General features: G+C 67.5%; 19 protein-coding genes. 18 read left to right on the top strand and 1 reads right to left on the bottom strand.

Translation table 11 applies throughout. The features are described from left to right. The 5 genes from F1C58_RS11320 to F1C58_RS11300 all read left to right on the top strand — a co-directional run bounded on the left by F1C58_RS11320 (position 1) and on the right by F1C58_RS11300 (position 7,356). Positions 1-1,425 carry a DUF58 domain-containing protein gene (locus F1C58_RS11320; RefSeq protein WP_185201210.1) on the top strand — a complete coding sequence of 475 codons (1,425 nt, stop codon included), beginning with the start codon at positions 1-3 and terminating at the stop codon, positions 1,423-1,425. Beyond that, positions 1,412-3,748 (top strand): DUF3488 and transglutaminase-like domain-containing protein, encoded by a 2,337-nt coding sequence (locus tag F1C58_RS11315; RefSeq protein ID WP_185201209.1) that lies wholly within the window; start codon positions 1,412-1,414, stop codon positions 3,746-3,748. The genes F1C58_RS11320 and F1C58_RS11315 overlap by 14 nt, the downstream gene beginning before the upstream one ends. A 201-nt stretch (positions 3,749-3,949) precedes the next feature. Further along, positions 3,950-5,449, top strand: a complete 1,500-nt coding sequence (locus F1C58_RS11310) for an APC family permease (RefSeq protein WP_185201208.1) — start codon at positions 3,950-3,952, stop codon at positions 5,447-5,449. A 72-nt stretch (positions 5,450-5,521) separates the two neighbouring features. Further along, on the top strand, positions 5,522-6,118 hold the full coding sequence (locus F1C58_RS11305) for a helix-turn-helix transcriptional regulator (RefSeq protein WP_185201207.1): 597 nt from the start codon (positions 5,522-5,524) through the stop codon (positions 6,116-6,118). Beyond that, entirely contained in the window at positions 6,115-7,356 is a 1,242-nt protein-coding gene (locus F1C58_RS11300) for an MFS transporter (protein WP_185201206.1), read from the top strand. The genes F1C58_RS11305 and F1C58_RS11300 overlap by 4 nt, the downstream gene beginning before the upstream one ends. A gap of 63 nt (positions 7,357-7,419) precedes the next feature. Here the strand turns inward: F1C58_RS11300 and F1C58_RS11295 are convergent, their stop codons facing one another. Beyond that, the gene (locus F1C58_RS11295; protein WP_255461080.1) at positions 7,420-8,745 is read right to left on the bottom strand and encodes an aminotransferase class I/II-fold pyridoxal phosphate-dependent enzyme; all 1,326 of its coding nucleotides are present in this window, start codon (positions 8,743-8,745) and stop codon (positions 7,420-7,422) included. 144 nt (positions 8,746-8,889) lie between these two features. On the opposite strand from F1C58_RS11295, the gene F1C58_RS11290 reads away from it, so the two are divergent. The 13 genes from F1C58_RS11290 to rnc all read left to right on the top strand — a co-directional run bounded on the left by F1C58_RS11290 (position 8,890) and on the right by rnc (position 21,312). Then, a complete protein-coding gene (locus tag F1C58_RS11290) occupies positions 8,890-9,738 on the top strand; it encodes a nitrilase-related carbon-nitrogen hydrolase (RefSeq protein ID WP_185201205.1) in 849 nt (282 codons plus the stop codon). Between the two features lie 10 nt (positions 9,739-9,748). Next, a complete protein-coding gene (gene hydA / locus F1C58_RS11285) occupies positions 9,749-11,188 on the top strand; it encodes a dihydropyrimidinase (RefSeq protein WP_185201204.1) in 1,440 nt (479 codons plus the stop codon). A gap of 131 nt (positions 11,189-11,319) precedes the next feature. Then, complete coding sequence (locus tag F1C58_RS11280; protein WP_185201203.1) at positions 11,320-12,336, top strand: TIGR03842 family LLM class F420-dependent oxidoreductase; 1,017 nt, start codon at positions 11,320-11,322, stop codon at positions 12,334-12,336. Next, complete coding sequence (locus F1C58_RS11275) at positions 12,333-13,202, top strand: ABC transporter permease (protein WP_185201202.1); 870 nt, start codon at positions 12,333-12,335, stop codon at positions 13,200-13,202. The genes F1C58_RS11280 and F1C58_RS11275 overlap by 4 nt, the downstream gene beginning before the upstream one ends. After that, complete coding sequence (locus F1C58_RS11270) at positions 13,199-14,005, top strand: ABC transporter ATP-binding protein (protein ID WP_185201201.1); 807 nt, start codon at positions 13,199-13,201, stop codon at positions 14,003-14,005. The genes F1C58_RS11275 and F1C58_RS11270 overlap by 4 nt, the downstream gene beginning before the upstream one ends. Beyond that, positions 14,002-14,772 carry an ABC transporter permease gene (locus F1C58_RS11265; RefSeq protein WP_185201200.1) on the top strand — a complete coding sequence of 257 codons (771 nt, stop codon included), beginning with the start codon at positions 14,002-14,004 and terminating at the stop codon, positions 14,770-14,772. Before F1C58_RS11270 ends, F1C58_RS11265 begins: the two co-directional genes overlap by 4 nt. 67 nt (positions 14,773-14,839) lie before the next feature. After that, positions 14,840-15,988 carry an ABC transporter substrate-binding protein gene (locus F1C58_RS11260; protein WP_185201199.1) on the top strand — a complete coding sequence of 383 codons (1,149 nt, stop codon included), beginning with the start codon at positions 14,840-14,842 and terminating at the stop codon, positions 15,986-15,988. Positions 15,989-16,052: 64 nt separating this feature from the next. Next, a complete protein-coding gene (locus F1C58_RS11255) occupies positions 16,053-17,417 on the top strand; it encodes an aspartate aminotransferase family protein (RefSeq protein WP_185201198.1) in 1,365 nt (454 codons plus the stop codon). A gap of 70 nt (positions 17,418-17,487) precedes the next feature. Next, positions 17,488-18,669 (top strand): lycopene cyclase family protein, encoded by a 1,182-nt coding sequence (locus F1C58_RS11250; protein ID WP_185201197.1) that lies wholly within the window; start codon positions 17,488-17,490, stop codon positions 18,667-18,669. Continuing rightward, positions 18,666-19,664, top strand: a complete 999-nt coding sequence (locus tag F1C58_RS11245) for a Brp/Blh family beta-carotene 15,15'-dioxygenase (RefSeq protein ID WP_185201196.1) — start codon at positions 18,666-18,668, stop codon at positions 19,662-19,664. The genes F1C58_RS11250 and F1C58_RS11245 overlap by 4 nt, the downstream gene beginning before the upstream one ends. Positions 19,665-19,771: 107 nt before the next feature. Beyond that, entirely contained in the window at positions 19,772-20,350 is a 579-nt protein-coding gene (locus tag F1C58_RS11240; protein WP_370543649.1) for a DUF177 domain-containing protein, read from the top strand. A gap of 15 nt (positions 20,351-20,365) precedes the next feature. After that, on the top strand, positions 20,366-20,569 hold the full coding sequence (gene rpmF / locus F1C58_RS11235) for a 50S ribosomal protein L32 (protein ID WP_185201195.1): 204 nt from the start codon (positions 20,366-20,368) through the stop codon (positions 20,567-20,569). A 35-nt stretch (positions 20,570-20,604) separates the two neighbouring features. Further along, positions 20,605-21,312: a ribonuclease III gene (rnc, locus tag F1C58_RS11230; protein ID WP_185201194.1), complete on the top strand. Its 708-nt coding sequence runs from the start codon at positions 20,605-20,607 to the stop codon at positions 21,310-21,312. The last annotated feature ends 2 nt before the right edge of the window (positions 21,313-21,314 follow it).

Below are 21,314 nucleotides of genomic sequence, written 5' to 3'. Positions count from 1 at the left end.
ATGCCGGGTCGCAACAACAGTCCGACGCGCGGGACGAGGTCGCCCTCCGCGTCGAGAGCCGCCGCACGGGCCCTCAAGAAGATCGGCGCCTCCCGCGGGCCGGTGGTGGCCCGACGCATCGCCCGCCTCACCCGCCGCGGCTGGGTGCTGCTGGTGTGTGGCGCGCTCGCCATCCCCGCGTCCTACTGGGCGGGTCGGCGCGAGCTCCTGTACCTCGGCTGCTTCCTTGCGCTGCTTCCCCTTCTCGCGCTCGCCTTCGTGCGCTTCCGCCGCATGCGGCTCTCGGTGCGCCGTTCCTTCTCTCCCGCGGTGGTGAGCGCCGGGCACCCGACGATGGCTGATCTCAGGGTCGGCAATCGGTCCGCCTCCGCCACGACCGAGGCGAATTGGCGCGACTCCTGGCCGTGGTCGCCCTACGCGACCGAGCCGGCGCGACTGCCGGCACTTCTGCCGAGCGGGCCCCGGTTCGCCGGGCGCGGATCGAGCGTGCTATTCCGGTACGAGGTGACGCCGCCCAGCCGAGGGGTGTTCGAGCTCGGCCCCATGCTCGTCGACTTCGCGGATCCCTTCGGCCTGGCCGACGGCGCCCTCGTGGCTGGGGCCTCTGAGACCCTCACGGTGACTCCGGCTCTCGTGCCGCTCGCGGACGGGGTCGTCTCCATCTCGGCCGACGAGGGCCCGACCCGGATGCTGCAGAGGCGGGCGCTCGGCGGCGAGGACGACCTCATGACCCGCGAATACCGTCGCGGCGATGCCCTGCGGCGCGTTCACTGGCGTGCCTCTGCGCACTCCGGGCAGCTCATGGTGCGCCAGGAGGAACAGCGCAGTCATGCCGAGGCGCGCATCCTGCTCGACACCAGGCTCGTGCACTATCGCGACACCGAGCGCGTGGAGGACAGCGACCTGCCGCGGAGCGAGGCCTTCGAGTGGGCGGTGACCTTCGTGGCTTCGCTCGGGGTGCATCTGGCACGCACCGGGTTTCTCGTGCAGGTGATCGAGACCGCGCCGGCCCAACTGGCCTCCCCGGAGCATCCGGACGAATTCCTGGAGAGTCTCGCGTCGGTCTCGCTGAGCGACGAACCCCCGGAGGAGCTCTCTCTGCTCCGTGGGGTGCAACGGCCGGATCGATCACAGGGCTCGGTATTCGCGATCGTCTCCGATGTCGACGCCGCGACTGTCGAGCGGCTCGCGGCTCAGCGCCATGCTTTCGACCTCGCCGTCGCCTTCCTCGTCGCGCCCCGGCAGCTCGCCCTCGAGCGCTCCCTCACCGAGGCCGGGTGGCTGTGCGTGACCGTGCAGCCCGACGACTCGATCGAGAGTGCGTGGTTGGCTCTCGGCGCGCACCAGGACGCTCCCGCCCGCTCCGATCGCGACCCGAACAGCTCGATTCTCTTCGAACGGGAGGCCCGCGATGAGCGGCCCTGACCTGGCCACTCGGCCCGCGCGTAGTGCGCCTCCCGGGCCACCCCGACGCACCGCGGCGCAGTCTACGGCGGCCGCCGCCGTGCGATCCGCGGAGCTGCGAACGAGTGGCGCGCTCCTGCTCGCACTGCTGGTGACCCTCGCGGGACTGCACGTGATTCTCGACGGGGTCGCCTGGTGGTTCGAGCTCGCGCTTCTCTGCGTGGTGCTGCTCGCCAGCGCGGCGATCGTGCGACGCCTCCTGCCTGCGGCGTCCGCCGCCGTCGGCACGACCGGCTATCGACGCATACTTCCCCCGGTGGTCTCCGTCGTCGTGATGCTGCTCGCCGTCACCGTGGTCTTCGTCCCTTCAACGGCGATCCTGGGAATCATCCCGACCGGTGGGTCCTGGGCGGCGTTCCAACAGCTCATCGAAGCGGGTAACTTCTCGATCGCCCGGCAGTCCCTGCCGGCGACGGCGGTCACCTCCATCTTGTTCCTGCTCTGTCTCGGGGTCGGCGCCCTCACCATCGTCGCCGACGTGCTGGCGAACTCCCTGCGCACGCCGGCTCTGGCGGGTGCTCCGTTGCTCGTGCTCCTGGCTGTGCCGAGCGCCGTCTCCATCGACATCACCGACCCGATCATCTTCGTGCTCGCGGCGCTCGCCTACCTGCTGTTGCTTCGAGCATCCGCGGGCCGCCGGCAGACCGCGCTCACTATCGGGCTCGCGGCGACGGTGGTGGTCGGGGCGCTCGTTGCGCCGCTCGTGCTGCCGGAGGTTAACCCGGCGCAGAACACGAACGGCACCGGCTTCAGCTCCGGGGTCAACCCGGTGCTCTCGCTCGGGCAGAACCTGCGGCAGGACGTGGAGCGGACGGTGCTCGGCTACACCACGGAATCGGGCACCGCGCAATACCTGCGACTGGTCAGCCTGCAGGACTTCAGCGGATCCGACTGGGCGCCGGATGCGTTCCGCCAGCGCTCCGCGAACACGACTGACGCGATCGGCGCCCCGCCCGGACTCTCGCCCGATGTCTCCACCACCGAGGACCAGGTGTTCGTAGACGTCGGCAGTCTCACCAGCCCGTGGTTGCCGCTGCCTTACCCCACCTCGAGCGTCGGCGGACTCGATGGAAACTGGTTCTGGGACTCCGACGGGCTCGCGGTGAAGAGCCCCAGTCGCGACTCGTCCTACGAGACGTATCGCGCGACGAGTCTGGTCATCACCCCCACGCCGGCCCAGCTCGCGAGCGCCGGAACGACGGTGCCCGCTAATTTCGAGCGGTTCCTCGCGCTCCCGTCCGGCATGCCGAAGGTCATCGCCGACACCGCGAACGAGGTGGCCGGCGGGGCAACGAGCAACTACGAGAAGGCACTGCTCCTGCAGGGCTTCTTCCGTGACGGCGACTTCCAATACTCCGAGACCGCGCCGGTCGACCAGGGCTACGACGGCACCGGGATGACCGTGATCGCGGCGTTCCTCAAGGCCAAGGAGGGGTACTGCATCCACTTCGCCTCGGCGATGGCGGTGATGGCCCGCAGCCTCGGCATCCCCTCCCGGATCGCCGTTGGATTCCTCCCCGGCGCGGAACTGCCCGAGCGGCAGAACGGACGCACGGCCTTCACGGTCACCACCCACGATCTGCACGCCTGGCCGGAGCTCTACTTCGAGGGCATCGGTTGGACCCGGTTCGAGCCCACCGTCGGTCGAGGGGAAGTGCCCGCGTATGCGGACATCGCCTCCCCGGATGTGCCGACACCGGTCAACACGGCCACCCCGGCGCCCTCCGCGAGTGCGACGGCCCGGCCGTCCTCTTCCGCCGCACCGCTCGCTCCGGAGCAGACCACGCAGGCGAGCCCCGCGGCGGCACGCGCCGCTCAAGTGGGCACGTGGCTATGGCTGGTTCTCGCCCTCGTGGTCGTCGTGGCGCTGGCGTTGGCTCCCGCAGCCCTCCGAGTGCTGGTTCGCCGCCGCCTCCTCCGAGGCCTCGCCGCGGGCGGTGCGTCGGCTCTGACGGCCTGGCAGGAGATGTTCGACACAGCCACCGACCTCGGCATCGACATCCCCGAAACGGCGACACCCCGTGACGCGGCCGAACTGTTCGCCCTGTCCGTCGGCGCGGCATCCCGCGACCCGATCGATCGGGTGAGGGCGGCCGTGGAGAGCGAGAGCTACGGACAGCCGAGGGGTTCGGTGCTCACCGGTTCGGTGGCACTGGCGGGTGATCTGCGGAGGGTGATCGACGATCTCCGCTCCTCCACCGATCGCGGACGTCGCCTTCGTGCCGCGCTGATGCCGGCATCCGCCTGGAACCGCATTCGCCGAGCTGCGCGCATCGGGGACTGACCGGGCGCTACCGTCCCCGTCGCCACGCTCCCTCCGACGCTCGCCTCCCTTTCGAATGGGATCTCCACGATCCGCCCGGGGAATCGCCGCGTCGGGCGGTCGTTTGTGTGGCTGCCATCCCGCTAGATTGTGTCTCACCCTGTGAGGAAGCTGCGATCACTGCCGATCGTGGTGCTTCACAAAGAAGGCTGGAAGGTAACAATGCCCGCTGATTCTTCCCCCACCTCCGAGCGATCCGACAGCGAGCATCTCGCTGTTCTCGGATACGAGGACACGTTCGACCGATCGATGACCCTGTGGGCCAATTTCGCCCTCGGCTTCACCTATCTCTCCCCGCTCGTCGGGGTGTACTCGCTCTTCGCTCTCGCCGTCTCCACCGGCGGACCGCCCTCGATCTTCTGGCTGCTGATCGTGGGCGGCGGGCAGATGCTCGTGGCTCTGGTCTTCGGCGAGGTCGTGTCCCAGTACCCCATCCACGGCGGGATCTACCCGTGGACGCGTCGCCTCTGGGGCCGTCGCTACGCCTGGATGGCGGCCTGGGTCTACATCTGGGCCATGATCGTCACGATCACCGCCGTCGCCGAGTTCGGCAGCGGATTCCTGGCGAGCCTCATCGGTCTGCCGGTGACCAAGGCGGTCACGCTCGGCCTCACCGTGCTCTTCCTGATCGTGGCGCTCGGACTCAACTTCACCGGGACGAAGACGCTCGGACGCGTCGCCCGCATCGGCCTCGCGGCGGAGCTCATCGGGGTGATCGCGGTGGGACTGTACCTGCTGATCTTCCAGCGCCATCAGGAATTCAGTGTGTTCTTCAATTCCATGGGGGTCGAAGGCAAGGGCTCCTACGGGGTGGCGTTCCTCGGCGCCGCGCTCGCCGGACTGTTTCTCTTCTACGGCTTCGAAGCCTGTGGTGACGTGGCGGAGGAAGTCGCTGACCCGGCCCGCCGCATTCCGCGCGCCATGATCCTCACCATCCTGGTCGGTGGGGTGTCGTCGCTCTTCGCGTTCGGCGGCTACGTGATGGCCGCCCCCGACCTGCAGTCGATCGTGGACGGCAAGGACGCCGACCCGATCCCCGCGATCCTCCAGGCGTCACTCGGGGACGTCGGCGCGAAGATCTTCCTGCTGGTCGCTCTCACCGCGTTCCTCTCCTGCGTTCTGAGCCTCCAGGCGGCGGCCAGCCGGCTGCTCTTCTCCTTCGCGCGGGATGGCATGATCCCCGGTCACCGCTGGCTCGCCAAGGTCTCGCCGCGCAGCAAGGTGCCCACCAATGCCCTGATCGTGGCGTGCAGCATTCCGGTGATCCTGTGCTTGATCATCTTCGTGGGGCCGGACGGACTGCTCACGCAGATCACCTCGTTCGCCGTCCTCGGCATCTACGTGGCCTTCCAGGCCGTCGTGCTCGCGTCCCTGCGCCAGCGGATCAAGGGATGGCGCCCGGCGGGACCCTTCAGCCTGGGGCGCGCGGGCTTCGTGGTCAACGTCGCGGCTCTCGCCTACGGAGTCTTCGCCATGGTGCTGCTCGCCGTTCCCGGGCGATCCGGGGTGTTCCTCAATGACTGGATCGTGCTCATCGGCCTGGTGATCGTGATGGGTGTCGGATTGCTGTACCTGTTCATCGCCCGGCCGGACCGCAAGTCCGACGCACCGGAGGGTGATGCGATCCGCGTCGCAGAACTCCTGCGCTCCAAGGGACGCTAGCCCGAGGTTGAGAACCCGGCCGCCGTGGGATCCGAGATCCCGCGGCGGCCTTCTTTCGCTATGATCTGAAAGATGTCTTTCAAATCTATCGAACCGGTGCCGGAGCATCGCACATCGGTGACCGACGCCCGGGCCCTGCGGGCTCTTGCACATCCCCTGAGGCTGGCGATCCTCAATCACCTCATGGCTTTCGGCGCCCAGACGGCGAGCGCCTGCGCCGAGGCCGTCGGCTCGACGGCGTCCAACTGCAGCTACCACTTGCGATCGCTGGCCCGGTATGGATTCGTGGAGTCGCTTCCCTCGGCGGACGGACGGGAACGCCCCTGGCGGAGCGCCGCCACCGGCTTCGAGTTCCGGGGGGAAGAGGGCACCGATGCGGCGGCGACGGCGGTGGAGCGGCTCATCAGCGAGGCTCAGATCGACGATGGTGCCCGCCTGCAGAAGAAAGCCCTCGCAGTGCAGGCGCAGACTCCCGCGCAATGGCGGGATGCCGCATCCGCGAACTCCTACGCCCTGCTGATGACGCCGACCGAGCTCCGGATCCTCGCGGACTCTCTCGATGCGCTCATCCGCCCCTACATCGGTCTCACGCGGGCGGATCCGCCGGAGGACAGCGAGGTCGTCTACCTGCAGGTCGACGCATTCCGGCATCCAGACGCAGGACGATGACTATCGCCACCGGCAGGGAGCGTTCGCCGCTCAGAGACCGGGACTTCGCGTTGGTGTGGTCGGGCAGCCTCGTCTCCGACACGGGGGACTGGCTGCTGATGATCGCGCTGCCGCTGTACGTCTTCGCGGCGACGGGCTCGGCGCTCGGGGCATCCACGGTCTTCATCGCCGAGTTGTTGCCCGTGCTGCTGTTCGGGCCGGTGCTCGGGATGGTCGTCGATCATTTCGACCATCGCCGGGTGATGATCGCGCTGAATCTCGCCCAGGGGGTCACCCTGTTGCCGCTTCTCCTCGCGTCGACAGACCGGCTGTGGATCGTCTACCTCGTCGCGGCGGTGCAGGCGGGTCTCGCGGCGGGGTTGCAGCCCGTCCGCCAGGCGCTCTTGCCACGACTGATGCCGACCGCTCAGCTGGGGGCGGCGAATTCGCTCGTCGCGGTGAGCGACAACCTCGCGCGACTCGTCGGATCACCGCTCGGAGGGATCGTCTTCGCCACACTGGGGCTCGGGGGAGTCGTGGCGATGGATGTCACGAGCTACCTGGTGAGCGCAGTGCTGTTGTCCGCCGCCCGGGTCGATGGACCCTCCGATGCTCCAGCGGCACCCACCATGGGTTTCTGGCGGGATCTCGCGGCGGGCCTGGCCACGATCCGCACGACGCCTGCGCTCCGCATCGTGCTGCTCATCGAGTGCATCGCATCGCTCGCCCAAGGGGTCTTCCTTGTGCTCTTCGTGGTGTTCGTGGTGCGCATCCTCGGAGCGAACGACACCGAAGTGGGCCTGCTACGGGGGGTGCAGGCGATCGGCGGCATCCTCGGCGGTCTGGTCGTGGGCATGCTCATCCGACGGTTGAACACCCGAACCCTCATCGGGTGGGGTTTCGTGGTGTTCGGACTCATCGCCCTGGTCACCTGGAATTTGGCTCCGGTGAGCACGGTCGTCGTGGTGTACGTCGCTCTCTTCGTTGCCATGGGCATCCCGGCGATCGCGACGACGGCGGGCACGATCACGTTGGTGCAGGGGGTCACCCCTCCGGGCTCGATCGGACGTGTCGTCGCCACAATGGGCACCCTCGGGCTGGCGGCGCAGGGGCTCGGACTGGTGGCATCCGGCGTGCTCGCGGACAGCATCGGTGTACTTCCCATCCTGGACGCCCAGGCCGCGCTCTATCTCGTCTGTGGGCTGCTCGCGCTCCTGTTCCTGCGCCTTCCGGTGCCGGCAGCATCGACCCTTCCGTGACCCCGTTGCCGCTCGTCGCCGATCGCGCGACACGGGGGACTGCAGGGACCGACGTCGCCGGGCTCAGGCGCGCGAGGCCGTCGCGAGCTGCTCGGCGATCGTGTCGAAATCACGGCTCACGAGCCCGGCGGTGACCCGCACGAAATGGCCGCCGGCGCTCGCCTCGAACGGCGTCCCGGCTGCCACGCGGATGCCCGCCGCCGCCAGTTGCACGATGGCGGAGCGCTCATCCGCCACCTCGAGCCAGGTGTTGATGCCGTCCGAGGGAGCAAGGGAAACACCGTGACCGGCGAGCGCCTCTGAGAGGCGCCTCTGCCGGGAGCGGTAGATGCGCCGGGCGTCGTTGACCTCCGAGATCGAGGTCGAGTCGGTGAGCAGGTCATGCAGGATCGTCTGCAGCATGCGCGAAGTCCATCCCGGACCGAGGATGCGTCGGGCAACGAGCCGGTCGATGATCTCGGTCGGCCCGCCGATGGCCGCGATGCGCAGGTCGGGCCCGTGCGACTTGGAGAAGCTGCGAATGTGCAGCACCTGCCCGGGTAGCCAGCTGCCGAGGCTCACATCGCGCGAGACCGCGATCTCGCCGGAATGGTCGTCCTCGATCACCATGGCATCGCTCGCGTGCCGGCTGAGGCGGATGACGCGGGCAAGCTCCTCCGCCCGGGCCTTCGTGAGCGAGCGACCGGTGGGGTTCTGCGCCCGAGGCTGCAGAAGGATCGCGGTCGGTCTCATGGTCAGCGCCTCGGCGAGCAGGTCGGGGCGCATGCCGTCTTCGTCGAGGCGCACGGGCACGCGCACCGCCCCGAAGTGGTCGAGAAGGTCGAACATCGGGGGAAACCCGGGGTCTTCGACCACCACGCGGTCGCCGAATCGGATGACGGTCTCCATGGCTCGGGACAGCGCATCGAGCGCGCCGTCGACCACCGTGATCGCCTGTACCTCATAGGGCCAGCTCGACCTCAACACTGTCTCGAGCTCCGGGATGACGGGCTGGTCGAGGTAACTCGCCGTGCCAGCGCGTTCCGCCACCCGCGAGAGCGCGGGACCGAGCGCGGGAAGCAGCTGCGGGTCGGGAGTGCCGCTCGAGAGATCGAGGCGAGTCGCCTCGAGTTGACCGGCGAGACCCTGGAAGCGAGGGGGGAGCCACTTGCGTGGGGCGGCCATCACGAAGCTTCCGCTGCGCCCCCGAGACACGATGAGCCCGACCCCGGAGAGCGCCTGCCAGGCGTGGCTGACGGTCGCCGGACTCACGCCGAGGTCGAGCGCGAGCTCCCTCACGGTGGGCAGGCGGTCGCCCGGGGCGAGATCTCCCGAGGTGATCATGCGTGCGACCGTCGCCGCGATCCCATGAGGTGTCGCCTCTTCGACGGCGGGGGCGATGGGCTTCACATCCGGCCTCCGCTGTCAATGATTGATCTGGATTCGAATCGGCCCTATGTTTACGCCAACGTCATAGACAGAAACATAAGGGAAATGTTTACGGCGCACAATAACAAAAACCTTGAGACATACAGCTCGGCGAAAGAGGCCCAATTGACTGTCGTACGCGCAGCGATCACCCAGACCACATGGACCGGCGACAAGGAGTCCATGATCGCCAAACACGAGCAGTTCGCTCGCGATGCGGCTGCGGACGGAGCCCAGGTCATCTGCTTCCAGGAGCTGTTCTGCGGTCCGTATTTCGGCATCACCGAAGATGCCAAGTACTACGCCTACGCCGAGCCGGCCGACGGCCCGATCGTGCAGCGGTTCGCCGCCCTCGCCAAGGAACTGAACCTCGTGATGGTGCTTCCCATCTACGAGGAGGACATGCCCGGCGTCTACTACAACACCGCGGTGGTGGTGGATGCCGACGGCACGATCCTCGGCAAGTACCGCAAGCACCACATCCCCCACCTCGACAAGTTCTGGGAGAAGTTCTACTTCCGCCCCGGCAACCTCGGCTACCCGGTGTTCAACACGGCGGTCGGTCCGATCGGCGTCTACATCTGTTACGATCGGCACTTTCCGGAGGGATGGCGCGAGCTCGGCCTGGGCGGAGCGCAGATCGTCTTCAACCCCAACGCCACCAAGCCGGGGCTGTCCAACCGACTGTGGGAGATCGAACAGCCCGCCGCCGCCGGGGCGAACGGGTACTTCGTGGCCGCCCCCAACCGGGTGGGACGCGAAGACAACGAATACGGGGATCTCGCGGTCACCTTCTACGGCAACAGTCAATTCGTCGACCCCCAGGGCAACATCATCGGCGGCTACGGCAGCGGAGAGCACGAGGAGATCGTGATCCGCGACCTCGACATGGACATGATCCGGAAGGTGCGCGACAACTGGCAGTTCTACCGCGACCGCCGTCCGGAGTCCTATACGCGCATCCCGAAGCCGTAGGAGAGTCGCCGTGAAGACCCTCATCACCAACGGCACTGTCGTCAACTCGACGGGCACCGCGCTCGCCGATGTGCTCATCGACGGCGAGACCATCGCCGCGGTGCTGGCCCCCGGATCCCAGCTGCTCGGCTTCGATGTCGCCGCCAACGTCGACACGGTGATCGATGCCACCGGCAAGTACGTGATCCCCGGGGGGATCGATGCGCACACGCACATGGAGATGCCCTTCGGCGGCACGAATGCGAGCGACACTTTCGAGACCGGCACCCGGGCCGCGGCCTGGGGCGGCACGACCTCCATCGTCGACTTCGTGGTGCAGTACGCCGGCGAGAACATCATCGACCAGTACAACGCCTGGCAGGCCAAGGCGGCCGGGCAGTGCGCGATCGACTACGGCTTCCACCAGATCCTCAGCGACGTGCAGGACTCCTCACTCGTGGCGATGGACGAGCTGCTCGCCGAGGGAGTCTCGAGCTTCAAGCTCTTCATGGCCTACAAGGGCGTCTTCCTCTCGGATGACGGGCAGATCACCAAGGCCATGCAGAAGGCAGCCTCGAACGGCTCGATGATCATGATGCACGCGGAGAACGGCAGCGTGATCGACCTGCTCGTGCAGCAGGCCGTCGCCGCCGGCAACACCTCGCCCTACTTTCACGGCACCACCCGTCCGTGGCAGGCGGAGGAGGAGGCGACGCACCGCGCCATCATGCTCGCGAATCTCACCGGAGCACCGCTCTATGTGGTGCACGTGAGTGCGAAGCAAGCGGTTGAGCAGATCGCCACGGCCCGCGATCGCGGCCAGAACGTGTTTGGCGAGACCTGCCCGCAGTATCTCTACCTCTCGCTCGAAGAGCAGCTCGGAGCCTCGAGCGAAGAGTGGGGCAGCTTCGAGGGCGCGAAGTGGGTCTGCTCCACACCACTGCGCTCGCGCGAGGAGGGCCACCAGCACCACATGTGGCAGAGCCTGCGCACCAACGACATCCAGATGGTCTCCACCGACCACTGCCCCTTCTGCATGAAGGGGCAGAAGGACATGGGCCTGAACGACTTCTCCAAGATCCCGAACGGCATCGGCTCGGTGGAGCACCGCATGGACCTGCTCTACCAGGGCGTCGTCGACAAGCAGATCTCGCTCGAGCGCTGGGTGGAGGTGACCTCGACGACTCCGGCCCGCATGTTCGGCATGTACGGCAAGAAGGGTGTGATCCAACCCGGGGCGGACGGGGATGTCGTCATCTACGACCCGAACGGCCACACCTCGATCGGCATCGGCGAAGGTCGCTCGCACCACATGAACATGGACTACAGCGCTTGGGAGGGTTTCGAGATCGATGGTCATGTCGACACCGTGATCTCCCGCGGCAAGGTCATCGTGGACGACAACCGGTACCTCGGCACGAAGGGTGACGGCAAGTACTTCAAACGCGGCCTGAGCCAGTACCTGATCTGACCCCCTGTCGGTCGAGTAGCGAGCGCCAGTGGGCGCATCGAGACCGGCCGAAAGGGCTGGATCTGGCCGCGGGCGGCCACTCGACCAGCGGAATCGTAGAGCTTATCGACCAGCAGAACAGAAAGAGCCCCATGGAATTCGGAGCAGTACTCCAGACCAACCCGCCCGCCTCGCGCACGGTGTATCTCGCCAAGCTCGCCGAGCAGCACGGGTTCGACTACGCCTGGACCTTCGACTCCCACCTGCTCTGGCAGGAGCCATACGTGATCTACAGCCAGATCCTCGCGGAGACGCACCGGATCAAGGTTGGCCCGATGGTCACCAACCCGGCCACGCGAGACTGGACCGTCACGGCATCCATCTACGCCACCCTCAACGAGATGTACGGAAACCGCACCATCTGCGGCATCGGTCGCGGGGACTCCGCGGTGCGGGTGACCAACGGCGCGCCGACCACCCTCAAGACCCTGCGCGAATCGATCCACGTCATCCGCGAACTCGCGAACTCCCGCTCGGTGGAATACAACGGCGCCCAGCTGCAGTTCCCGTGGAGCGTCGGCAGCGAACTCGAGGTCTGGGTAGCCGCCTACGGCCCGCTCGCCCTCAAGCTGACCGGTGAGGTAGGCGACGGATTCATCCTGCAGATGGCGGACCTGGATGTCGCGGAGTGGATGATCGCGACGGTGCGGGCCGCCGCGGAGAAGGTGGGCCGCGATCCGCTGTCGATCAAGTTCTGTGTGGCCGCGCCGATGTACATCGGTGAGGACTGGGATCACATGCGCAACCAGAACCGGTGGTTCGGCGGCATGGTGGGCAACCACGTGGCCGACATCGTGGCGAAGTACGGCGAGGGCTCGGCAGTGCCGAAGGCCCTCACCGACTACATCAAGGGCCGCGAGGGCTACGACTACAACGAGCACGGGCGGGCGGGCAACTCGCACGCCGAGTTCGTGCCCGACGAGATCGTGGACCGGTTCTGCCTGCTGGGCAGCGCCGACCAGCACATCGAGAAGCTCGAGGCACTCAAGGAACTCGGGGTCGACCAGTTCGCCGGCTACCTTCAGCACGACAATAAAGAGGAAACGCTCCGGGTCTACGGCGAGACCGTGATCCCGGCGATGCGCGACCAGATCACGGCGAAGGTATGACCCGCACCCGCGGAATCCTGCTCGGCGTGGTCGGTGTCGTGCTGCTCGGCGTGCTGTGGGAGGTCTACAAGGCGCTCGGTCCGGCAAACGGTTTCGTGATCAACGGGCTCACCGTGCTCCCGCGCACGAACGACCTCGCGATGCCGCACCTCGTCACCATGTTCACTCGCCTGTTCGAGCCGGTCACCTCCGCGCCCGGCTCGCCCGCGCTCTGGAGCGCCGTGGTGCAGGCTGCCGGGTTCAGCCTCGGCATCGCCGCGGTCGGCTGGGTGATCGGGGTGGTCGTCGGCATGCTTCTCGCGATCCTCATGCAGCGCTTCCGCACCGCCGAGTCCGCGCTGCTTCCCTGGGTGGTGCTGAGCCAGACGGTGCCCCTCATCGCACTCGCCCCCCTGGTCGCCGGTATCGGCGCGCAGCTGAAGTTCGGCGAAGCCCGCTGGCAGGACTGGATGTCGGTGGCCCTGATCGCCTCATATCTGGCCTTCTTCCCGGTCTCCGTCGGCGCCCTCCGCGGCCTCGAGGCGCCCGACCGGGCACATGTCGAACTCATGCGCACCTACGCGGTCGGGTGGTGGAAGACCCTCGTGACGCTGCGGATTCCGGCGAGCATCCCGTACCTGCTTCCGGCACTACGGCTCGCCGCCGCGAACGCCGTGATCGGCACCGTCGTCGCCGAGGTCTCGATCGGCCTCCGCGGTGGGGTCGGACGAATGATGATCGAATACGCCTCCGCGTCCAGCGGCGACCCGGGCAAACCCTGGGCCCCCATCTTCGGCGCGGTGGCGATCGGGCTGATCGCCGCCGGCCTCGTGGCCGCCATCGGGCTCGGACTTCGCAAGTACCGTCGGGGAGAGGTAGCAGCATGAGCGACGCCGTGACCGTCAGCGCAGCATCCAAGACCTTCCCGCTCGCCCGCGGCAAGCAGGTCGTCGCCCTCGAGGCGATCGACCTCACGGTGGCACCCGGTGAATTCGTCTCCCTGATCGGACCGAGCGGATGCGGCAAATCGACGCTCCTCCGCCTGATCGCCGATCTCGACCAGCCGACGAGCGGCAGCATCGAGGTCTTCGGCAAGACGGCGCGGCAGGCTCGCATCGACCAGGACTACGGCATCGCGTTCCAGCAGGCCGGACTCCTGCCGTGGCGATCCGTCACGGGCAATATCGAGCTTCCCCTCGAGCTTCACGGGGTCGGCAAGACCGCGCGACGGGCGCGTGCCGCCGAACTGCTCGCTCTCGTGGGGCTTTCCGACTTCGCCGACCGCTACCCGGACCAGCTCTCCGGCGGAATGCAGCAGCGCGTCGCGATCGCCCGCTCACTGGCCGAGAGTCCAGAGCTGCTGCTGATGGATGAGCCTTTCGGCGCCCTCGACGAGATGACCCGCGAGCGGATGCAGGACGAGCTCGTGCGCCTGTGCGCCGAGACCGGTGCCGCGGTGGTGTTCGTGACGCACTCGATCCCCGAGGCGGTGTTCCTCTCCGACCGCGTGGTGGTGATGTCCCCTCGGCCAGGCCGAATCCGCGAGATCGTGCCGGTCGGGCTCGGCAGCGCCGGCAATCGCGACGACGGCCTGCGTGAGGCAGCCGGATTCTTCGCCGCGGTGAGTGCGGTGCGCGAGGCGCTGCACGGCGCGCCCACCGCCGAGGTTCGCGGGGTGGAGACGCGATGAGGTCGGCCGGAGCGGGACGGGTGCGGATGATCGTCGCGCCGGTCGTCCTCGGTGTCGTCGTGCTGGTGCTCTGGCAACTCGCGGTGGTGGGCTTTGCGATCAAGCCCTATGTTCTGCCGAGCCCCACCGCGATCGGCGACCAGTTCGGGCGCGCCTTCGGCACGATCTGGGCCGGCACGAGGGTCACGGGATTCAACGCGCTCATCGGCCTGTTGCTCGGCGCTGTGCTTGGCATCCTCTTCGCCATCGTCTCGGCGCTGGTGCGGGTCTTCGATGAGATCTCGTTGCCCGTGGTCACCGCGCTCGCGGTCGTGCCGATCGTGGCACTCGCGCCGGTGCTCTACACGATGTTCGGGGCGGGAGCCGAGACCGGACGTCAGCTGATCGCGGCGCTCGCCGTCTTCATCCCCGTCTATGTCAACACCCTGCGGGGCCTCCGTCAGGTGAGACCCGTGCATCGTGATCTCATGCGGGCCTATGCCGCAAGTTCGTGGCAGGCGACCCGCACGGTGACCCTGCCCGGAGCGACACCCTTCCTCTTCACGGGACTGCGGATCGCGTCGTCCCTCGCCGTGATCTCCGCTCTGATCGCGGAGTACTTCGGCGGTCCAGTCGACGGCCTCGGCAAATCGATCACCTCCGCGGCCTCCTACAGCAACTACGCCCTCGCCTATGCCTTCGTGCTCGGCGCCATCGCCCTCGGACTCGTGTTCTACCTGCTCACCCTCGCCCTGGAGAAATTTGCAACGAGGCACTCTCCCGCCTGACGTCCGGCGGCCTGGCCGCCGGCGAAACCACCGCCCCACTTCAGTGCCCACCAAGGAGGAAGCAACAATGAAACACAGCAGAAGAATTGTTCTCGGAATCATCGGTGTCGCCGCGGCGAGCACGCTCGCGCTCAGCGGCTGCAGCAGCAGCACCCCCAAGGCCGCCAGCAGCGCCGGTGCCCTCACCCCCGTCACCCTGCAGCTGCAGTGGGTCGCCCAGGCGCAGTTCGCCGGCTACTACGCCGCGGTGGCTCAGGGCTACTACAAGGACGAGGGCCTCGATGTGACCATCAAGGAGGCGGGCGCCGACACGGTGCCGATCAAATCGGTCGCGTCCGGCGAGGCCGACTACGCGATCTCCTGGGTGCCGAAGGTGCTCGGCTCGATCGAGCAGGGCGTCAACGTCACCGATGTCGCCCAGATCTTCGAGCGCAGCGGAACCACGCAGATCTCCTTCAAGGACAAGGACATCACGAAGCCGGCCGACCTCAAGGGCAAGACGGTGGGCAGCTGGGGCTACGGCAACGAGTGGGAGCTCTTCGCCGGCATGCAGGATGCGGGCATCAACACCACCTCCGGCATCAGCCTCGTGCAGCAGGCGTTCGACATGAAGGGCTTCCTCGCCGGCGACATCGACGCGGCGCAGGCCATGACCTACAACGAATACGCCCAGGTGCTCGAGACGATCAACCCGGCGACCGGAAAGCTCTACACGGCCGATGACCTCAACGTGATCAACTGGAACGACGACGGAACGGCGATGCTGCAAGACGCGATCTGGGCGGATGCCGGCAAGCTGGCCGACGACAAGGCGTACCAGTCCGAGACCGTCAAGTTCATCAAGGCGTCGATCAAGGGATGGATCTACGTGCGCGACAACCCCGAGAAGTCGGCGGACATCGTGACGGCCGCGGGATCCACTCTCGGCACCAGCCACCAGCTCTGGATGACCAACGAGGTCAACAAGCTGATCTGGCCGTCGAAGGACGGCGGAATCGGCACCATCGACACGAAGTCGTGGGACACCACCGTGAAGATCGCCAAGGGCACCAAGAATGACACCGGTTCGACGATCATCACGGCCACGCCGCCGAAGACCGCCTACTCCAACACCTATGTCAAGAAGGCGCTCGCCGAGTTGAAGGCCGAGGGCGTCGACACGACCGGGAGCAGCTTCACCCCGCTCACCGTCACTCTCAAAGAGGGCGGCAAGTAGTATCTGATCCACCGGGTGCGGGGGCCGTTTCTGCGGCCCCCGCACCACCGAAAGAAGGCACCGAATGACCACTCTCGACCCCACCCTCCCTGACACGGGCACTGTCGATCCGTCCGACGGCGCCGTCGCCTACGACCTCGACCGCTCACACGTCTTCCATTCCTGGTCCGCACAGGGCGCGCTGAAGCCCTTCGTGATGGCCGGGGGCCTCGCCTCCACCATCTGGGACTACGACGGCAACCACTACCTCGACTTCTCGAGCCAGCTCGTGAACATGAACATCGGGCACCAGCATCCGAGGGTGATCGACGCCATCAAGGCGCAGGCCGATCTCCTCACCATGGTCGCACCGGCACACGCGAATCTCGCCCGCGGAGAGGCCGCCAAGCGAATCCTCGCCAAGGCCGGCCGCCCGTTCAGCAAGATCTTCTTCACCAACGGTGGTGCGGATGCCAACGAGAACGCCATGCGCATGGCGCGGCTGGTCACCGGGCGAGACAAGATCCTCTCCCAGTACCGCTCCTATCACGGCAACACGGGAGCGGCCGTCGTCGCCACCGGCGACTGGCGCCGCGTGCCCAACGAGTTCGCCCGCGGTCACGTGCACTTCTTCGGGCCGTTCCTCTACCGCTCGGAGTTCTGGGCCGGATCCCCGGAAGAGGAATGCGCGCGCGCCCTGCACCACCTCGAGCGGGTGATCCAGTCGGAGGGGCAAGCGTCCATCGCAGCGATCCTCCTCGAGGGTGTCCCCGGCACCGCGGGTGTGCTCGTACCGCCGCCCGGGTACCTCGCGGGCGTGCGTGATCTCGCCGACAAATACGGCATCCTGCTGATCATGGACGAGGTGATGTCCGGATTCGGGCGCACGGGAGAATGGTTCGCCTGGCAGGGCTTCGCGGCCCAAGAAGGGGACTGGACCCCCGATCTCATCACCTTCGCCAAGGGAGTCAACTCCGGCTACGTGCCGGCCGGCGGGGTGGTGATCTCCGAATCGATCGCGAACGCCTTCGAGACCCAGGTCTTCCCCGGCGGGCTCACCTACTCCGGGCATCCGCTCGCCATGGCGTCCATCGTCGCGGCACTCGATGCCATGGATGACGAGGGCATCGTCGACAACGCTCGCGTCATCGGCACCGACCACCTGGGTCCGGGGCTCGAGGCCCTCGCCGCGAAGCATCCGATGATCGGAGAGGTGCGCGGACTCGGCGTGTTCTGGGCACTCGACCTCGTCGACGATCCCGAGACCCGTGACCCGGTCTCCGGCGCGGTCATCGCGCAGGTGAAGACCGAGCTGATGTCGCGGGGCCTGTTCCCCTTCTCGGCCGACAACCGAATCCACGTGGTGCCGCCGTGCGTTGTCACCCCGGACGAGGTAGCCAGGGCCCTGGTGATCTACGACGAGGCATTCACGGCGGTGGAGTCGGCCTGAGGAGGGCGCTCACCTGTGCGTAACCCGAGAGTGGCGGCGGGAGCGGGCTAGATAGCTTAGTTTCTTAACTATGACGAGGCCCGCCGCAGTTGCCGATGCCGACCTCGTGATCCTGGGAGCCGGATGCGCCGGGCTCACGCTCGCCGCCCGGCTCGCGCGATCGCAGAGTCCCCTGCGGGTGCAGCTGGTCGAGCCGCGCAGCGGATACGACGACGACCGCAGCTGGTGCTTCTGGCGGCCAGAGAGCCACGACCTCTCCGATCTCGTCTCCCACAGCTGGGACGGCTGGCGTTTCTCGGGTACCACCGGCCCGGCACTGCATCACCGGGTGGCGGGACTCCGCTACCAGTACATCCGCGCGAGCGACTTTTACCAACGCGCGCTGCAGCAGATCGATCGCGCGCCCGGCATCCTCACCCATGCCGGCGTTCGGGCCGCTGAGCTCGTGCCGCTCTACGACGGGCCAGACACTGTCGTTCGGGTGGAGACCGACCACGGCAGCATCCTTGCCCGTCACGTGATCGACACCCGGCCGCGGCCGATGCCCGCGATGCTCTATCAGAGCTTCAGTGGCGTGGAGATCGAGAGCGAGCACCCGTTGCCCTTCGACGGCGACGAGGTGGGGCTGATGGATTCGATGGCGACGGATGAGGGGGGCATGCACTTCCGCTACACGCTTCCGCTTGGGCGCACGCGCGCCCTCGTGGAATGGACGCGCTTCAGCAGCTCGCCCGTGCCGACCGTGACCCTGCGGGCCGAACTCGACGCGGAGCTCTCGCGTCTGGGACTGGCCGGGGCGCACGTCATCCGGCGGGAGGGCGGAGTGCTGCCGATGGGGATACTCGGCGGACTCCCCGAATCCCCGCGGGGTGTGGTCTTCGCCGGCAATTCCGGCGGCGCGCTCCGGGCCGCGTCCGGCTACGGTTTCCTGCGCATCCAGCGCTGGGCGCGCGCGTGCGCCGAGGCCCTCGAGCGGGGCGGGCCGCCGATCGGGCATCCGTCAGAACCGATCCTGAGACGCTCGATGGACCGGATCTTCCTGCAGGCCGTGCGCGCGGATCTCGAGCGCACGCCGGACTACTTCCTCGCGCTCGCCCGCGGGGTGCCTGCCGCCGGACTGGTGCGATTCCTCAGCGACGCGGCGCGACTCACCGACTACGCCGCCCTGATCGCCAGCCTGCCGACGCTGCCGTTCCTGCGGCAGCTGGCTCCGACGTCTTTTCCGGTTCCCCAGGAGCTGGTGCACGCGTGAGCGGCACGCTGCGCTCGACGGTGGCGACGGCGGTGGCGGTGGTGCGGCCGTCCTTCGAGACCGTGCTGTTCTCGGTTCTCGCCCTCGTCTCGATTCTCGCCATCGCCCTGCGGCTGCCCGCCGCGCCGCTGCCCGTGCAGGCTGCCGTGCTCGGCCTGCTCGTCGCAATTCTCGGGCTCCCGCACGGGGCGCTCGATCCGCTCATCGCCCGCCGGGCCGGGTTGTGGCGCACACCGCTCGGATTCGCCGGTTTCAATCTCGGCTACATCGCGATCGTGGTGGTGGTGGTCGTCGTCTGGCTGATCGCCCCCGCGGCGAGTCTCGTCGGCTTCCTCCTCGTCTCTGGCATCCACTTCGGTGCGGACTGGAACGGCGGGCGTGGAGTGGTCGTCCCTTCGCTCACGGGCGTCGGCCTTCTCACCCTTCCGGCGTTCTCCCACCACGACGAGGTCACGGGCATCTACCGCACCCTCGCGGGCAGCGGGGGAGCGGTGGTGGCGGATGTGCAGTCCTGGCTCGGGCCGGTCGCGATCGTCGTGATGCTGGTCGGAGCGTCACTCGCCCTGCGCCGCAGACCCGCCGATGCGCTCGAGATCCTGTTGGCCGGAGCGCTGGCGCTCGTCGCGCCCCCTCTCGTCTTCTTCGTCGTGTACTTCTGCGCACTGCACAGCGCGCGACATCTGCGCCACGGATTCGCCGAGGAGCGAGGGAGCGGCAGGCTGGCCATCCTGATCACGGTGGTCTACACGGTGGTGCCGATCGTCGCGGTCGGCATCCTCACCGCGATGTTCGCGGGTGATTTCGCGCCGGGCGGGCCGCTCGCGGGCGACTGGATCATCAGGCTCGTGTTCATCGGGCTCGCGGCCCTCACCGTGCCGCACATGACGGTGATCGCGGTCGCGGCGGTGCGGGAGCGGCGGCGGGATCGCGGGCTCGACACATCCATCCCCGCGAGTAAGCCGGTGTCGCTCTGGCAGAGAGCCACCCCGCGTTGACCGCTCCTCCACCCGTGCATCTTTCAGGCGGGGAGCTTTGCGAGTGGTTCGCGCAGAGCACAGCGAAGCCCTTCGGCTCGAGGTGGCCGCTCGCGTAAACTCGACGGGTGCCTCACGTGATCAAGACCCCCTACACCGTCGACGTCTACGACCTCATGCACCGCCCCGGCGAGATGCGCGAGCGAACGGTGGACATCGTCGTGCCCGAAGGATTCGGCAACGCGATGATCGGTGTGAAAGAGGGCAGCGAGCTCACCGTCGAGCTTCGAATGGAGTCCCTCCACGACGGCATCCTCGTGAGCGCCGACATCGAAGGCACGGCCGCGGGGGAGTGCGGTCGGTGCCTGATTGACATCGAACAGGCCGTCCAGGTCGAAATTCAGGAGCTTTTCGCGTATTCTTCAGACGAAGCTTTTGAATACGAGGTTCACGAGGACACCATCGATCTCGAACCCGTAGTCAGGGATGCGGTGGTGTTGTCACTCCCGTTCCAGCCGGTCTGTCAAGAAGATTGCCTCGGCCTGTGCCCGCAGTGTGGGGTACGGCTCCTCGACAACCCGGGCCACGAACACGAGAACGCCATCGATCCACGGTGGGCGGCTCTCGAGAACCTGGCCGGTTTCGACGGAAGTACAGACTCCACCACCACCACGAATGTGACCGACGCTGCCAGCAGCGCGGAGTAGAGAAAAGAGAAACTCATGGCCGTACCGAAGCGCAAGATGTCCCGCGCCAGCACCCGCGCGCGCCGCGCCCAGTGGAAGGCGACCCCGCCCACCCTGGTGAAGACCGTCGAAGGCGGCAAGGTCACCTACAGCCTGCCGCACCGCGCGAAGGTCGTCGAGGACTCCACCGGAGCTCCCCTGTACATGGAGTACAAGGGCCGTAAGGTCGCGGACGTTTAGTCCCCGCTATCGTCACCGATCCATTGGTCGATCCGATGCCGGGGACTGACGCGACTCGAGGTGAACTCGAGACGTTTCTCGCGGTCGACGTGAGCCCGCAACTCCTCGAGCTCGCATTGACACACCGGTCCTATGCCTATGAGCATGGTGGCCTCGCACACAACGAGCGCCTCGAGTTTCTCGGCGACTCGATTTTGGGCCAGGCCGTGACCGTGATGCTCTATCGCGACAACCCCTCCCTCGACGAGGGCGAGCTCGCCAAACGGCGAGCAAGTCTGGTGAGTTCCGTCGCGCTCGCCGAAGTGGCCCGCACCATCGGGCTCGGTCGTCACATCCGGCTCGGTCGCGGTGAAGAACTCACCGGCGGCCGCGACAAGTCGTCCATCCTCGCGGACACCGTCGAAGCCGTGATCGGCGCGACGTACCTCGACGCCGGAGGAGAGGCCGCCACCGCGCTCGTGCTGCGGCTCGTCGCGCCGCTGATGCTGGATCCCGATCGTTTCGGTGCCGCGATGGACCCGAAGACGAGCCTCCAGGAACTCTCCGCCCGAACGGGTCGTGGACTGCCGCACTACGCCGTGACGGATACCGGACCCGACCATTCCAAGCGCTTCCACGCCACGGTGTCGCTCGAGGGCGCCGACATCGCCAAGGGCGACGGCACGAGCAAGAAGCAGGCGGAGATCGCGGCGGCCCTCGAGGCCTGGACCATCCTCTCCGCGTCCGCTCCCGCGCAGCGCTGAGG

This window comes from Glaciihabitans sp. INWT7 (assembly GCF_014217685.1).
Taxonomy (GTDB): domain Bacteria; phylum Actinomycetota; class Actinomycetes; order Actinomycetales; family Microbacteriaceae; genus Lacisediminihabitans.
This window is presented reverse-complemented; position numbering and strand designations above follow the sequence as displayed.